The organism is Pseudescherichia sp. (assembly GCF_032052675.1).
Lineage (GTDB): Bacteria > Pseudomonadota > Gammaproteobacteria > Enterobacterales > Enterobacteriaceae > Pseudescherichia.
In genome coordinates this window covers 87,624-102,084 of the sequence record NZ_DAMBWA010000005.1, presented here as the reverse complement: position 1 = coordinate 102,084, position 14,461 = coordinate 87,624, and the positions used below count along the sequence as shown (strand labels likewise).

The 14,461-nt window shown below is 57.8% G+C and carries 14 protein-coding genes; 10 read left to right on the top strand and 4 right to left on the bottom strand.

Features of this window, described 5'->3' with window-relative positions; all coding sequences use genetic code 11:
* Positions 1-48 precede the first annotated feature (48 nt).
* The 6 genes from mnmA (at position 49) to RTX96_RS08895 (ending at position 6,689) form a co-directional block, all read left to right on the top strand.
* Positions 49-1,155 carry a tRNA 2-thiouridine(34) synthase MnmA gene (mnmA, locus tag RTX96_RS08920; protein ID WP_103821169.1) on the top strand — a complete coding sequence of 369 codons (1,107 nt, stop codon included), beginning with the start codon at positions 49-51 and terminating at the stop codon, positions 1,153-1,155.
* 53 nt (positions 1,156-1,208) lie between these two features.
* On the top strand, positions 1,209-1,838 hold the full coding sequence (gene hflD / locus RTX96_RS08915; protein WP_103821170.1) for a high frequency lysogenization protein HflD: 630 nt from the start codon (positions 1,209-1,211) through the stop codon (positions 1,836-1,838).
* A 19-nt stretch (positions 1,839-1,857) separates the two neighbouring features.
* Positions 1,858-3,228, top strand: coding sequence for an adenylosuccinate lyase (gene purB, locus RTX96_RS08910; RefSeq protein ID WP_103821171.1), 1,371 nt, complete (start codon positions 1,858-1,860; stop codon positions 3,226-3,228).
* Between the two features lie 136 nt (positions 3,229-3,364).
* Positions 3,365-4,039 (top strand): two-component system response regulator PhoP, encoded by a 675-nt coding sequence (gene phoP, locus RTX96_RS08905; protein WP_268108311.1) that lies wholly within the window; start codon positions 3,365-3,367, stop codon positions 4,037-4,039.
* Complete coding sequence (gene phoQ, locus RTX96_RS08900; protein WP_312670757.1) at positions 4,036-5,499, top strand: two-component system sensor histidine kinase PhoQ; 1,464 nt, start codon at positions 4,036-4,038, stop codon at positions 5,497-5,499. Before phoP ends, phoQ begins: the two co-directional genes overlap by 4 nt.
* A gap of 68 nt (positions 5,500-5,567) precedes the next feature.
* Entirely contained in the window at positions 5,568-6,689 is a 1,122-nt protein-coding gene (locus RTX96_RS08895; RefSeq protein WP_312670756.1) for a cupin domain-containing protein, read from the top strand.
* Positions 6,690-6,786: 97 nt separating this feature from the next.
* Here the strand turns inward: RTX96_RS08895 and RTX96_RS08890 are convergent, their stop codons facing one another.
* Both RTX96_RS08890 and pepT read right to left on the bottom strand, forming a co-directional pair.
* Entirely contained in the window at positions 6,787-7,278 is a 492-nt protein-coding gene (locus tag RTX96_RS08890) for an REP-associated tyrosine transposase (protein ID WP_312670755.1), read from the bottom strand.
* Positions 7,279-7,284: 6 nt separating this feature from the next.
* Entirely contained in the window at positions 7,285-8,511 is a 1,227-nt protein-coding gene (gene pepT, locus RTX96_RS08885; RefSeq protein ID WP_312670754.1) for a peptidase T, read from the bottom strand.
* A gap of 317 nt (positions 8,512-8,828) precedes the next feature.
* Between pepT and potA the strand changes: the two genes are divergently transcribed.
* From potA to potD, 4 genes are read left to right on the top strand one after another with little or no spacing between them, the layout of a single operon-like run.
* On the top strand, positions 8,829-9,908 hold the full coding sequence (potA, locus tag RTX96_RS08880; protein WP_286140712.1) for a spermidine/putrescine ABC transporter ATP-binding protein PotA: 1,080 nt from the start codon (positions 8,829-8,831) through the stop codon (positions 9,906-9,908).
* Complete coding sequence (potB, locus tag RTX96_RS08875) at positions 9,892-10,749, top strand: spermidine/putrescine ABC transporter permease PotB (RefSeq protein ID WP_103821178.1); 858 nt, start codon at positions 9,892-9,894, stop codon at positions 10,747-10,749. The genes potA and potB overlap by 17 nt, the downstream gene beginning before the upstream one ends.
* A complete protein-coding gene (gene potC, locus RTX96_RS08870; protein WP_312269285.1) occupies positions 10,746-11,552 on the top strand; it encodes a spermidine/putrescine ABC transporter permease PotC in 807 nt (268 codons plus the stop codon). The genes potB and potC overlap by 4 nt, the downstream gene beginning before the upstream one ends.
* Before the next feature lies 1 nt (position 11,553).
* Positions 11,554-12,600 (top strand): spermidine/putrescine ABC transporter substrate-binding protein PotD, encoded by a 1,047-nt coding sequence (potD, locus tag RTX96_RS08865; RefSeq protein ID WP_312670753.1) that lies wholly within the window; start codon positions 11,554-11,556, stop codon positions 12,598-12,600.
* Positions 12,601-12,701: 101 nt separating this feature from the next.
* Here potD and cobB read toward each other — a convergent pair whose 3' ends face one another.
* Positions 12,702-13,523 carry a Sir2 family NAD+-dependent deacetylase gene (gene cobB / locus RTX96_RS08860; RefSeq protein WP_103821181.1) on the bottom strand — a complete coding sequence of 274 codons (822 nt, stop codon included), beginning with the start codon at positions 13,521-13,523 and terminating at the stop codon, positions 12,702-12,704.
* 15 nt (positions 13,524-13,538) lie between these two features.
* Positions 13,539-14,450 carry an N-acetylglucosamine kinase gene (nagK, locus tag RTX96_RS08855; protein WP_312670752.1) on the bottom strand — a complete coding sequence of 304 codons (912 nt, stop codon included), beginning with the start codon at positions 14,448-14,450 and terminating at the stop codon, positions 13,539-13,541.
* Between the last annotated feature and the right edge of the window lie 11 nt (positions 14,451-14,461).

Genomic DNA, 14,461 nt, shown 5'->3' with positions numbered 1-14,461 from the left:
TTGCGTGATAGAATACGCCGCCTTGAAGTTTAATGTCGCGAGTATTCTATGTCTGAAAGCCCAAAAAAAGTGATCGTCGGGATGTCCGGCGGTGTCGACTCTTCCGTCTCTGCCTACCTGCTGCAACAGCAGGGCTATAAGGTGGAAGGCCTGTTCATGAAGAACTGGGAAGAGGATGACGGCGAGGAATACTGCACCGCCGCCGCCGACCTTGCCGATGCGCAAGCGGTGTGCGACAAGCTCGGCATTGAGCTGCACACCGTTAACTTTGCTGCAGAGTACTGGGATAACGTCTTTGAGCACTTCCTCGAAGAGTACAAGGCCGGACGCACGCCAAACCCGGATATCCTCTGCAACAAAGAGATCAAATTCAAAGCCTTCCTCGAGTTCGCCGCCGAAGATCTCGGCGCGGACTACATCGCCACCGGCCACTACGTGCGCCGGGCGGACGTTGACGGCAAAAGTCGCCTGCTGCGGGGGCTGGACGGCAACAAAGATCAGAGCTACTTCCTCTATACCCTTGGCCACGAGCAGATCGCCCAGAGCCTCTTCCCGGTCGGCGAGCTGGAGAAGCCCGAGGTGCGTAAAATTGCTGAAGAGCTGGGTCTGATCACCGCCAAGAAGAAAGACTCCACTGGGATCTGCTTCATCGGCGAGCGCAAGTTCCGCGAGTTCCTGGGGCGCTACCTGCCTGCCCAGCCGGGTAAAATCATCACCGTTGACGGGGACGAGATTGGCGAGCACCAGGGGCTGATGTACCACACCCTCGGCCAGCGTAAAGGCCTCGGCATCGGCGGCACCAAAGAGGGCAGCGAAGATCCGTGGTACGTGGTCGATAAAGACGTTGAAAACAACGTGCTGATCGTCGCCCAGGGTCACGATCACCCGCGCCTGATGTCGGTGGGCCTGATTGCCCAGCAGCTGCACTGGGTCGACCGCGAAACCTTTACCGGCACGCTGCGCTGCACGGTAAAAACACGCTATCGTCAGACGGATATCCCCTGCACCGTCACCGCGCTGGACAACGATCGTATCGAGGTCCGTTTTGACGAGCCGGTAGCTGCCGTTACGCCGGGCCAGTCCGCTGTCTTCTACAGCGGTGAGGTTTGCCTGGGCGGCGGCATCATTGAGCAGCGTCTGCCGCTGCCGGTTTAACGTAGAGCATTCTCCCCGTGGCGCGTAAGGCGACGGGGATACAAGGAGTGAGTGTGGCGAAGAACTATTACGATATCACCATCGCGCTGGCAGGGATCTGCCAGTCGGCCCGTCTGGTGCAGCAGCTGGCGCACCAGGGAACCTGTGATTCCGACGCGCTGCATGTCTCGCTGAACAGCGTTATTGACCAAAATCCGGACTCAACTCTGGCCGTGTTTGGCGGTAGCGAAGCGAACCTGCGCATGGGTCTCGAAACCCTGCTGGGCGTGCTTAACGCCAGCAGCCGCGAGGGGCTGAACGCCGAACTGACGCGCTACACCTTGAGCCTGATGGTACTGGAGCGTAAGCTCGCCGCAAGTAAAGGCGCAATGGACAACCTTGGCAGCCGCATCGCCGGGCTTTCGCGCCAGCTCGAACACTTCGATCTGCACTCCGATCCCCTGTTAAGTGCGATGGCTGCCATCTACGTCGATGTGATTAGTCCTCTCGGCCCGCGTATTCAGGTCACCGGCACCCCGGCGGTGCTGCAAAGCGCCCAGGTGCAGGCTAAAGTCCGCGCCTCGCTGCTCGCTGGGATCCGCGCCGCCGTGCTCTGGCATCAGGTGGGCGGTGGTCGTCTGCAGCTGATGTTTTCCCGTAATCGTCTGTCTACGCAGGCGAAACAAATTCTTGCCCATTGTTAACGTCCCGGAGTTTTGTCTTATGGAATTATCCTCACTGACCGCCGTTTCCCCTGTCGATGGACGCTACGGCGATAAAGTCAGCGCGCTGCGCGAGATCTTCAGCGAATACGGCCTGCTGAAGTTTCGTGTTCAGGTAGAAGTACGCTGGCTGCAAAAGCTGGCGGCACATGCAGCTATCAAGGAAGTTCCTGCTTTTGCTGCCGACGCAAACGGTTACCTCGATAAGATTGTCGCGGAATTCAGCGAAGAAGACGCCGCGCGCATTAAAACTATTGAGCGCACCACCAACCACGATGTGAAAGCGGTCGAATATTTTCTGAAAGAGAAAGTAGCCGACGTTCCGGCTCTGCATGCGGTCTCTGAGTTCATCCACTTTGCCTGCACGTCGGAAGATATTAACAACCTCTCTCACGCCCTGATGCTGCATACCGCTCGGGAAGAGGTGGTTCTGCCCTACTGGCGCAAGATTATCGATGCGGTAAAAGATTTGGCGGTGCAGTATCGCGATATCCCGCTGCTCTCCCGTACCCACGGCCAGCCGGCCACGCCGTCAACGATGGGCAAAGAGATGGCTAACGTGGCCTACCGCATGGAGCGTCAGTTCCGCCAGCTTGCTCAGGTTGAGATCCTCGGCAAAATCAACGGCGCGGTAGGTAACTATAACGCCCACATCGCGGCCTACCCGGAAGTGGACTGGCACCAGTTCAGCGAGGAGTTTGTCACCTCCCTTGGCATCCAGTGGAACCCCTACACCACTCAGATCGAGCCGCACGACTATATCGCCGAGCTGTTCGACTGCATGGCACGCTTCAACACCATTCTGATCGACTTTGACCGCGACGTCTGGGGCTACATCGCCCTGAACCACTTTAAGCAGAAGACGATCGCCGGTGAAATCGGCTCCTCAACCATGCCGCACAAGGTTAACCCCATCGACTTCGAAAACTCCGAAGGCAACCTGGGTCTCTCCAACGCGGTGCTGCAGCACCTGGCGGCTAAGCTGCCGGTCTCCCGCTGGCAGCGCGATCTCACCGACTCTACGGTGCTGCGTAACCTCGGCGTGGGTATCGGCTACGCGCTGATCGCCTATCAGTCCACCCTGAAAGGCGTGAGCAAGCTGGAAGTGAACCGCGATCGCCTGCTCGACGAGCTGGATCACAACTGGGAAGTGCTGGCCGAGCCGATCCAGACGGTGATGCGCCGCTACGGTATCGAAAAGCCGTACGAGAAGCTGAAAGAGCTGACCCGCGGCAAGCGCGTCGACGCTGAAGGCATGAAGCAGTTTATCGATAGTCTGGCGCTGCCAGAGGAGGAGAAAACTCGCCTCAAAGCGATGACCCCTGCCAACTATATTGGCCGGGCCATCACTATGGTTGATGAGCTGAAATAATCTCCCGCCTTTTAGCCCGCTCATATTAGCGAGCGGGCTGCTTCCCCACTGGTTTACTCTCTGTTGATTCCGATCGCCTCATAATCTCTAATTCGCGTTAAACTATTTACAACAAGAATTTATGGGAGTTCGGACCATGCGCGTACTCGTCGTAGAGGATAACCCTTTGCTGCGCCACCACCTGAAAGTACAGCTTCAGGAGCTTGGGCATCAGGTCGACGCCGCCGAAGATGCAAAGGAAGCGGATTACTACTTAAATGAACACCTTCCTGACATCGCCATTGTCGATCTCGGCCTGCCGGATGAGGATGGCCTGTCGCTGATCCGTCGCTGGCGCAGCCATGATGTCGTCCTTCCCGTGCTGGTGCTGACCGCCCGCGAAGGGTGGCAGGACAAGGTCGAAGTGCTGAGCGCCGGAGCCGATGATTACGTCACCAAGCCGTTTCATATCGAAGAGGTGGCCGCCCGCATGCAGGCTCTGATGCGCCGCAACGGCGGACACGCCTCGCAGGTTATCTCTATGCCTCCGTTCCAGGTCGATCTTTCGCGCCGGGAGCTGTCCATCAACGACGAAGTGATCAAGCTGACCGCCTTCGAGTACACCATCATGGAGACGCTGATCCGCAACAGCGGCAAGGTGGTCAGCAAAGATGCCCTGATGCTACAGCTCTATCCAGATGCGGAGCTGCGGGAGAGCCATACCATCGATGTGTTAATGGGTCGCCTGCGGAAAAAGATCCAGGCCCAGTATGCCCATGAAGTGATCACTACCGTGCGCGGCCAGGGCTACCTGTTCGAACTGCATTCATGAAGAGGCTTCGGCGGCACCTGCTGCCGCTCTCCCTGCGGGTCCGCTTCCTGCTTGCCACCGCCGCGGTGGTGCTGGTGCTCTCCCTCTCCTATGGCATGGTGGCGCTGGTGGGCTACAACGTCAGCTTCGACAAGACCACCTTTCGCCTGCTGCGCGGCGAGAGCAACCTCTTCTATACCCTCTCTAAGTGGGAAAACCAGCGCTTCAGCATTGAGCTGCCTGAAAACCTGAACCTGCAAGGCCCCACCGTGGCGCTGATCTATGACCAGCAGGGGCACCTGCTGTGGTCCCAGCGCAGCGTGCCGTGGCTGGTACAGCGTATCCGCCCCGAGTGGCTGAAAAGTGATGGCTTCCATGAGATAGAGGCCGACGCCGACGCCACCAGCGCCCTGATCAGCGGCGATGCATCGGCGCAGAAAGCACTTAGCGACCTGCGGGCCGACGACAGCGATAGCGAAACCACCCACTCGGTAGCGGTTAACTACTTCCCAGCGACGGCGCATATGCCGCCGATAACTATCGTGGTGATCGATACCGTGCCCGATGAGCTTAAGCAGGCGCATCAGGTATGGAACTGGTTTATCTACGTGGTGATGGCTAACCTGCTGCTGGTTATTCCCCTGCTGTGGGTGGCGGCGCGCTGGAGCCTGCGTCCTATCGAAGCGCTGGCCAGAGAGGTACGCGAGCTGGAGGATCACCACCGCGAGCATTTGAATCCTGAGACCTCCCGCGAGCTGGTCAGCCTGGTGCGTAACCTCAATCGCCTGGTAAAAAGCGAACGTGAGCGCTACGACAAGTATCGCACCACCCTCACCGATCTCACCCACAGCCTGAAAACCCCGCTGGCGGTGCTGCAAAGTACACTGCGCTCGCTGCGCAGCAATAGGTTAAGCGTGAGCGACGCCGAGCCGGTGATGCTGGAGCAGATCAGCCGCATCTCCCAGCAGATTGGCTACTATCTGCATCGGGCCAGCATGCGCGGCGGCAGCATCATGCTCAGCCGCGAACTGCATCCGGTCGCGGCACTGCTGGATAGCCTCACCTCGGCGCTGAATAAGGTTTACCAGCGTAAAGGGGTCGCCATCACCCTCGACATTTCCCCGGAAATTAGCTTTGTTGGCGAGAAAAACGATCTGATGGAGGTGATGGGTAACCTGCTGGACAACGCCTGCAAATACTGCCTGGAGTTTGTTGAGGTCTCCGCCCGGCAGTCTGACGATCGACTGCATATTATCGTTGACGATGACGGCCCCGGTATTCCCGTTAGCCTGCGAGAGACCATTTTCGACCGCGGGCAGCGGGCCGATACGCTGCGTCCCGGCCAGGGGGTAGGCTTAGCCGTTGCCCGGGAGATTGTGGAGCAGTACGGCGGAGAGATTGTTGCCGGAGAGAGTCCCCTCGGCGGCGCGAGGATGGAGGCTATTTTTGCCCGCCAGCAGGAGAGCGCCGGGGATAATTAACGAATTAAGCATCCAGCCAGGCCGCCATCCGTTATAATCCGAGTCAGACACAAGACCAGGAAACTTATATGGAATATCAATTAACACTCGACTGGCCCGATTTTATTCAGCGTTACTGGCAAAAACGTCCGGTAGTGCTGAAGCGAGGCATAGCTAACTTTATCGATCCCCTCTCGCCGGATGAGCTGGCCGGGCTGGCGATGGAGAGCGAAGTCGATAGCCGCCTGGTCAGTCATCAGGATGGTAAATGGAACGTCAGCCACGGCCCCTTTGAGAGCTACGATCACCTGGGTGAAACCAACTGGTCGCTGCTGGTGCAGGCGGTGGATCACTGGCACGAGCAGAGTGCTGCCCTGATGCGTCCCTTCCGGGCGCTGCCGGACTGGCGTATTGACGATCTGATGATCTCCTTCTCCGTACCGGGCGGCGGCGTGGGTCCGCATCTCGATCAGTACGATGTGTTTATTATTCAGGGTACCGGCCGCCGCCGCTGGCGGGTGGGCGATAAGGTGCCGATGAAGCAGCACTGCCCGCACCCGGATCTGCTGCAGGTCGATCCTTTCGAGGCGATCATTGATGAAGAGCTGGAGCCGGGCGATATTCTCTATATCCCCCCTGCCTTCCCGCACGAGGGCTACTCCCTTGAAAACTCAATGAACTACTCGGTGGGTTTCCGTGCGCCAAGTGGTCGGGAGATGATCAGCGGCTTTGCAGACTATGTTCTGCAGCGCGAGCTGGGCAGCCACCGCTATAGCGATCCGGACGTGCCGTCGCGGGAGCATCCGGCGGATATCCTGCCTCAGGAGCTGGATAAGCTGCGCGGAATGATGCTTGAGCTGATTAATCAGCCGGCGCAGTTCCAGCAGTGGTTCGGCGAGTTTATCTCCCAGTCGCGTCATGAGCTGGACGTCTCGCCGCCGGAGCCGCCTTACCAGCCGGATGAGATCTACGATGCGCTGCAGCAGGGTGACAAGCTGGTGCGTCTCGGTGGCCTGCGGGTGCTGCGCGTTGGCGAAGAGATATTTGTTAACGGTGAGAAGGTCGACTCCCCGCACCGCCCGGCCCTCGTCGCGCTGGCAAATCACATCGTGGTGACTGCCGATACCCTTGGCGACGCGCTGGACGACCCGTCGTTCCTCGCCATGCTCGCCGCGCTGGTTAACAGCGGCTACTGGTTCTTCGAGGATTAACTCTCGATAACGCCCGGCGGCGCGCCGCTTGCCGGGCCTACAAAATCACCGCAGCAGCCTTACCCCGTAGGCCGGGCAAACGCAGTGCCGCCCGGCGTTAGCGCCGCTCTCCGGCGGTGAAATCGGTATAACCCCCTGCCCACTCCAGCGGATACAAACCGTTTTGAACATCACGATGGAAGGTTGAATAGGGCCAATCCTGCACTCGCTTAACCCAACCATGCTTTACCGGATTGATATAGATGTAATCCATATGCCGCCGGTAATCCTCTTCATTGCGTAGGGTATGCTCCCAAAATCGGGGTTGCCATATGCCTGCCGTTTGCAGCGTCCGGGTGAAGAGCTTTTTGATATCGCGCCAGCGACCTGAATAGTCGCTGTCACCTTCCGGTAGCGTCCAGATACAGTGCATATGCTCAGGCAGTACAACCCAGCCGTTAATGATAAATGGCTTACGGCGCTTTACCTGCGCCGTTGCCAGGCGCAATGCATCAATGTACCTGACCAGCAGATCGCTATAACGGTTGCGCAGGTTAACGGTGAAAAACCAGCTTCCGCCGGGAACGTAATGACGACGATAGTGTGACAAGCGCCATCAACCCCGTTTTGCGGTCAGCTCCGCAATCCGCACAATCACGCGCACCGCTTTCTCCATCCCTTCCAGAGTGACGAACTCATGTTTGCCGTGGTAGTTATAGCCGCCGGTAAAGATATTCGGACATGGCAGGCCCATAAAGGAGAGCTGTGCGCCATCGGTCCCGCCGCGAATCGGCTTGAGCTGTGGTTCAATATCGCAGTCGCGCATTGCCTGCTGGGCGATATCAATAATATGCGGATGCTCCACCACCTTCTCGTGCATATTGTAGTAGCTGTCCTCAATCACCAGCTCGATATAGCAGTCTGGATGGAGTCCCTTGCCGACCTTTTTAGCGATCTCCATGATCTTGCGCTTACGCGCCTCAAAGTTTTTACGATCGAAATCACGAATGATGTAGTGCATCTCTGCGCGATCCACCGCCCCTTTGATGCTGGCAAGGTGATAAAAACCTTCGTAACCCTCGGTGGTCTCGGGGCTCTCATCGGCCGGCACCAGGGAGTGAATACGTGTCGCGAGGGTCAGGGCATTAACCATTACCCCTTTCGCCGTGCCGGGGTGCACGTTGTTGCCGACGATTTTAATGGTCACCGAGGCGGCGTTAAAGTTCTCAAACTCCAGCTCGCCCACGCCCCCGCCGTCCACGGTATAGGCCCACTGTGCGCCAAACGCCGGGACGTCGAAGTGCTTCGCCCCTTTTCCTACCTCTTCATCAGGGGTAAAGGCCACGCGGATCTCGCCGTGGGGCACGTTCTGCTTAATCAGTACCGAGAGCGCGGTCATGATCTCCGCCACGCCAGCCTTATCGTCCGCGCCAAGCAGGGTTTTGCCATCGGTGGTGATCAGCGTCTGCCCCAGCAGCTGATGCAGCACCGGGAACATCACCGGAGAGAGGATCTCATCCCCTACGCCAAGGGCAATATCGCCCCCGCGGTAGTTCTCGACAATCTGCGGATTGACGTTCTTGCCGTTGAAGTCCGGGGAGGTATCGACGTGGGAGATGAACCCAATAGTGGGGATATTGCCCTCCACGTTAGCCGGCAGCGTTGCCATCACCGTGCCTTTATCACTCAGCGTCACGTTGGTGAGGCCCATCTCATTAAGCTGATCGCGAAGCAGCTCTAATAGCTTCCACTGTCCCTCTGTGCTTGGAACCTGTCTGACGCCCGGTTTCGACTGCGTATCTAACGAAACATAGTGCAAAAAACGCTCAAGTAATTTTTCCATGCGTCCACCCTCACTTTTTGTCACGTCATTATCAAGAAGCGCGACAGGATATGTATTGCGTCAGGTCACTTTTAACTTGTAAACCCTGTATTTTATTACACCCTTAATAGTGGCTGAGAAACGGCCTGGATGGGTAAGAAATAAGAACAAGGTTTGGCGATTTCAGTGGTTTGCCGTAGAATGCCAGGCCTTATTAATGTGCCAAAACCCAAGGTGGTTACTCACAAACCCCGCACCGGTAAGCCATCCGCTGCGTCTACACGGGACAGAGTCAAAAATTGAATACACAATCACGTTCGCTTTCACCGCTGGTACAAATGGCGGGAATTCGAAAAAGTTTTGATGGGAAAACCGTTATCTCCGATCTTAACCTGACCATCAACAACGGCGAATTCCTGACGCTGCTTGGCCCCTCTGGCTGCGGTAAAACTACCGTCCTGCGCCTGATTGCAGGCCTGGAGAGTGTTGATACCGGCCATATCACCCTCGATAGCGATGATATAACGAACGTTCCGGCAGAGCATCGCCATGTTAATACCGTCTTTCAAAGCTACGCCCTTTTCCCGCACATGACAGTGTTCGAAAACGTTGCCTTTGGCCTGCGGATGCAGAAAACCCCGGCGGATCAGATTACCCCTCGCGTTACCGATGCCCTGCGTATGGTGCAGCTGGAGGAGTTTGCCCACCGTAAGCCGCACCAGCTCTCCGGCGGCCAGCAGCAGCGCGTTGCTATCGCCCGGGCGGTGGTTAACAAGCCGCGCATGCTGCTGCTGGACGAGTCCCTCTCAGCGCTCGATTACAAGCTGCGCAAGCAGATGCAGAACGAGCTGAAGGCGCTACAGCGCAAGCTCGGCATTACCTTTGTCTTCGTCACTCACGATCAGGAGGAGGCGCTGACCATGTCCGATCGTATCGTGGTGATGCAAAATGGCAAAATCGAGCAGGACGGCACCCCGCGTGAGATCTACGAGGAGCCGAAAAACCTCTTCGTCGCCAGCTTTATCGGCGAGATCAATATCTTCAACGCGACGGTGATCGAGCGTATTGATGCGCAGCGCGTACGGGCCAGCGTCGAGGGCCGCGAGTGCAATATCTACGTCAATTTCGCCGTCACGCCAGGCCAAAAACTGAACGTGCTGCTGCGCCCGGAAGATCTGCGCGTCGATGAGATTAACGACGACAATGAGATCGAAGGGCTGATTGGCTACGTACGCGAGCGTAACTACAAGGGTATGACCCTGGAGTCGGTAGTCGAGCTGGAAAACGGCAAGATTGTGATGGTCAGCGAGTTCTTTAACGAAGACGATCCCGATTTCGACCACTCGCTGGATCAGAAGATGGCGATCAACTGGGTAGAGAGCTGGGAGGTCGTACTGGCTGATGAAGAGCACAAGTAAATTCCAGAACGTGGTGATTGCCACTATCGTCGGTTGGCTTGTGCTGTTTGTCTTTCTGCCCAACCTGATGATCGTGGTCACCAGCTTTTTGACCCGCGACGACGTCTCCTTCGTTAAGCTGGTCTTTACGCTGGACAACTACACACGCCTGCTCGATCCGCTCTATTTTGACGTGCTGCTGCACTCCCTCAATATGGCGCTGATGGCCACCCTCGCCTGTCTGGCGCTGGGCTATCCCTTCGCCTGGTTTTTGGCGAAGCTGCCGCAGAAGGTGCGTCCGCTGCTGCTTTTTCTGCTGATCGTGCCGTTCTGGACCAACTCCCTGATCCGCATCTATGGCCTGAAGCTGTTTCTGAGCACCAAGGGCTACCTCAATGCGTTCCTGCTTGAGCTGGGGATCATTGATACCCCGCTGCGGATTATGTTTACCCCCAGCGCGGTCATCATTGGTCTGGTCTATATTCTGCTGCCCTTTATGGTGATGCCGCTCTACTCCAGCATCGAGAAGCTGGATAAGCCGCTGCTGGAGGCGGCGCGGGATCTGGGGGCGAGCAAGCTGCAAACTTTTATCCGCATCATCCTGCCGCTGACTATGCCGGGCATTATCGCGGGCTGCCTGCTGGTGATGCTCCCGGCAATGGGGCTGTTCTATGTCTCGGATCTCATGGGCGGCGCAAAAAACCTGCTTATCGGTAACGTGATCAAGAGCCAGTTCCTCAATATTCGCGACTGGCCGTTCGGGGCGGCGACCAGCATCACTCTGACGGTAGTCATGGGTCTGATGCTGCTGGTCTACTGGCGCGCGATGCGCCTGCTGAACAAAAAGGTGGAGCTGGAGTGATGGGTCGACTGCTGCGCGGCGGTTTTATGACCGCTATTTACGCTTACCTCTATATCCCGATCGTTATTTTGATCGTTAACTCCTTTAACCAGGCGCGCTTTGGCATCAACTGGCAGGGCTTTACGACTCAGTGGTATAGCCTGCTGATGAACAACGATAGCCTGCTGCAGGCAGCCCAGCACTCGCTAACTATGGCGGTGCTGTCGGCGACCTTTGCTACGCTGATTGGCTCCCTGACCGCGGTGGCGCTCTACCGCTACCGCTTTCGCGGCAAACCTTTCGTCAGCGGCATGCTGTTCGTGGTGATGATGTCCCCGGACATCGTGATGGCAATCTCACTGCTGGTGCTGTTTATGCTGCTCGGCATCCAGCTAGGCTTCTGGTCGCTGCTCTTCTCGCATATCACCTTCTGCCTGCCGTTTGTGGTCGTGACGGTCTACTCACGCCTGAAGGGCTTTGACGTGCGGATGCTGGAGGCGGCAAAGGATCTGGGTGCCAGCGAAACCACCATCCTGCGCAAAATCATTCTGCCGCTGGCGATGCCCGCCGTCGCCGCCGGCTGGCTGTTGAGCTTTACCCTGTCGATGGATGACGTCGTTGTCTCGTCATTCGTGACCGGGCCTGGGTATGAAATTCTACCGTTGAAGATCTACTCAATGGTGAAAGTCGGCGTCTCACCGGAGGTGAACGCGCTGGCAACCATTCTTTTACTCCTTTCGCTGGGTCTGGTGATGGCCAGCCAGCTTATTGGCCGCGATAAAACCAGGAGCCTGAAGACGGGCTCCGCAATCAGGGGACGTTAAAATGAAAAACTGGTCACGCCACCTGCTCGCCGCAGGGGCGCTGGCGCTCAGCGTGAGTGCCGCCCATGCCGAGGATAATAAGACCCTCTACTTCTATAACTGGACCGAGTACGTGCCGCCAGGCCTGCTGGAGCAGTTCACCAAGGAGACGGGTATCAAGGTGATCTATTCGACCTATGAGTCGAACGAGACCATGTATGCCAAGCTCAAAACCTATAAAGACGGCGCCTACGATCTGGTTGTACCTTCCACCTACTTTGTCGACAAGATGCGCAAAGAGGGAATGATCCAGAAGATCGACAAAAGCAAGCTGAGTAACTTCAGCAACCTCGACCCTGAGGTGCTGAACAAGCCGTTCGATCCGAGCAACGACTACTCTGTTCCCTATATCTGGGGTGCGACGGCTATTGGAGTCAACAGCGAAGCTATCGATCCGAAGAGCGTCACCCGCTGGGCCGATCTGTGGAAGCCGGAGTATAAGAGCAGCCTGGTACTGACCGACGATGCCCGGGAAGTATTCCAGATGGCGCTGCGCAAGCTAGGTTACTCGGGTAACACCACCGATCCGAAAGAGATTGAGGCAGCCTACCACGAGCTGCAGAAGCTGATGCCAAACGTGGCAGCCTTCAACTCCGACAACCCGGCCAACCCCTATATGGAAGGGGAAGTCAATCTGGGTATGGTCTGGAACGGTTCCGCCTACGTGGCACGCCAGAGCGGCACCCCGCTAACGGTGGTGTGGCCTAAAGAGGGCGGCATCTTCTGGATGGATAGCCTGGCGATCCCGGCCAACGCGAAAAACGTTGATGGTGCGCTTAAGCTAATCAACTTCCTGCTGCGCCCGGACGTGGCAAAACAGGTTGCGGAGACCATTGGTTACCCAACGCCTAACCTGGCAGCGCGTAAGCTACTCACCCCGGCGGTTGCAAATGATAAGTCGCTCTACCCGGATGCCGAGACCATCAGTAAAGGCGAGTGGCAGAATGACGTTGGCCAGGCCAGCGCTATCTACGAAAGCTACTACCAGAAGCTGAAAGCGGGCCGTTAAGCGTAAAATGCCCGGCGGCGCAGCGCTTGCCGGGCCTACAAAAAACACCGTAGTCACACGTAGGCCGGGCAAACGCAGTGCCGCCCAGCGTTTTTCTGGACCTACAGCCCTTTCAGCAGCCTGTCGACATACTCCGGCACGACCTGACTTGCCAGCCCGTAGTGCTTCTCTTCAAACTCGCTGCCTACCTGGCTCGGCTCGAGGTTAAGCTCAACGGTGTGTGCGCCCTGTAGCTTCGCCTCATGCACAAAGCCTGCGGCCGGATAGACGTGCCCGGAGGTGCCGATGGCGATAAACACATCCGCCAGCGTCAGCGCGCTGTAGATCTCATCCATGCCCAGCGGCATCTCACCAAACCAGACCACGTGCGGGCGCAGCGGTGCCGGGAACTGGCAGCAGTGGCACTTATCTTCCTGGGTGATATCCCCCGTCCACTCCAGCACCTGGCCGCTGGAGGCGCAGCGCACCTTAAGTAGCTCACCGTGCATATGCAGCACGTTTTTGTTACCGGCCCGCTCGTGCAGGTTATCAATATTCTGGGTGATCAGCAGAAAGCGGTCCCCGAGGGCCTCTTCCAGCTTCGCCAGTGCCAGATGCGCGGCGTTGGGGGCAATCTCCGGCTGTTGAAGCTGGCGACGGCGTGCGTTATAGAACGACTGCACCAGCTCCGGGTTGCGGGCAAACCCCTCCGGCGTGGCGACGTCCTCTACATGGTGCTCCTCCCACAGCCCGTCGGCGGCGCGGAAGGTACGAATGCCCGATTCGGCGGAGATCCCCGCCCCGGTCAATACGACCACTCTTGGTTTTTCCATCACTTCGGGTACCACTCTGTCTCTGAAAAAGATGCGCTGGCGTAGACGCTCGCGCAAACGGCGTTTGTTGCGGCGAAAACGGCTTAGTCGGCTAAAACGACGCGACTGCATATCGGCCTCTTGTGCTTAATCGGTGAGATGGAGGAAGGCTGCGCCACGCATGCCGCCCGCGTCGCCGTGCCGGGCGCGCTCAATGCGCGGTACCCGGGCAACCGGCAGCAGACGCAGCGGCAAACGATCGGACAACAGCGTGGTCAGCGCGGCGAAGTTTGACAGCCCGCCGCCGATAACCAGCAGATCCGGATCTACGATGGTCAATATCGTCCCCAGGCAGACGGCCAGCAGCTCAACGTAGCGAGCCACATGCGCCAGCGCCCTCTCATCACCTTGTTCCCAAAGAGCGACTATTTCAGGTGCGTTCAGAGATTGATCGTAGAAGTGATTGTAGAGCCATGCAAAGCCGCGACCGGAAAGATAGTTCTCAATGCAGCCCAGCTGGCCGCAGCCGCAGCGCAGAAGGGGAATATCGCGCCCAACAATTTCAAGCGCATCGACGGGCAGGCGAATATGGCCAAACTCGCCGGTAATATAGCTGTGCCCGGGAATGGACCTGCCGTTGAAGACCAGTCCCCCCCCGACGCCGGTGCCGAGGATCAGCCCCATCACCAGCGGATAGCGGGCAAACGCATCATCCCAGGCTTCCGAGAGGGCAAAACAGTTGGCGTCGTTATCGAGACGAACGTCGCGGCCTAACAGCGCACAGAGATCGGCCCGCAGCGCCCTGCCGCTGGCGGCAGGAAGATTTGCCGCGTAGAGCGTGCCGTCGGCGGTGACGGGCATGCCGGGAATGCCGATGCCCACCGATCCTTTTTCACCCGTACGGGCGTCGGCGTCATGCACCAGCCCGGCGATGGCGTCCAGAAAGGCGCTGTAGCTCTCGTGGGGCGTGGCGATGCGCCGCTCCCACTGTAGCTTTCTGTCGCTGTCGAAGACGCCCAGCGCAATTTTACTCCCGCCGATGTCCAGCCCGTAATACATCGCCTCTCCTT

Bases quoted from the DNA above. Each gene is read 5' to 3' on its own strand.
- mnmA (WP_103821169.1), top strand. From the start codon at position 49: ATGTCTGAAAGCCCAAAAAAAGTGATCGTCGGGATGTCCGGCGGTGTC.
- purB (WP_103821171.1), top strand. From the start codon at position 1,858: ATGGAATTATCCTCACTGACCGCCGTTTCCCCTGTCGATGGACGCTAC.
- phoP (WP_268108311.1), top strand. From the start codon at position 3,365: ATGCGCGTACTCGTCGTAGAGGATAACCCTTTGCTGCGCCACCACCTG.
- phoQ (WP_312670757.1), top strand. From the start codon at position 4,036: ATGAAGAGGCTTCGGCGGCACCTGCTGCCGCTCTCCCTGCGGGTCCGC.
- RTX96_RS08895 (WP_312670756.1), top strand. From the start codon at position 5,568: ATGGAATATCAATTAACACTCGACTGGCCCGATTTTATTCAGCGTTAC.
- pepT (WP_312670754.1), bottom strand. From the start codon at position 8,511: ATGGAAAAATTACTTGAGCGTTTTTTGCACTATGTTTCGTTAGATACG.
- potA (WP_286140712.1), top strand. From the start codon at position 8,829: ATGGCGGGAATTCGAAAAAGTTTTGATGGGAAAACCGTTATCTCCGAT.
- potB (WP_103821178.1), top strand. From the start codon at position 9,892: ATGAAGAGCACAAGTAAATTCCAGAACGTGGTGATTGCCACTATCGTC.
- potD (WP_312670753.1), top strand. From the start codon at position 11,554: ATGAAAAACTGGTCACGCCACCTGCTCGCCGCAGGGGCGCTGGCGCTC.
- cobB (WP_103821181.1), bottom strand. From the start codon at position 13,523: ATGCAGTCGCGTCGTTTTAGCCGACTAAGCCGTTTTCGCCGCAACAAA.
- nagK (WP_312670752.1), bottom strand. From the start codon at position 14,450: ATGTATTACGGGCTGGACATCGGCGGGAGTAAAATTGCGCTGGGCGTC.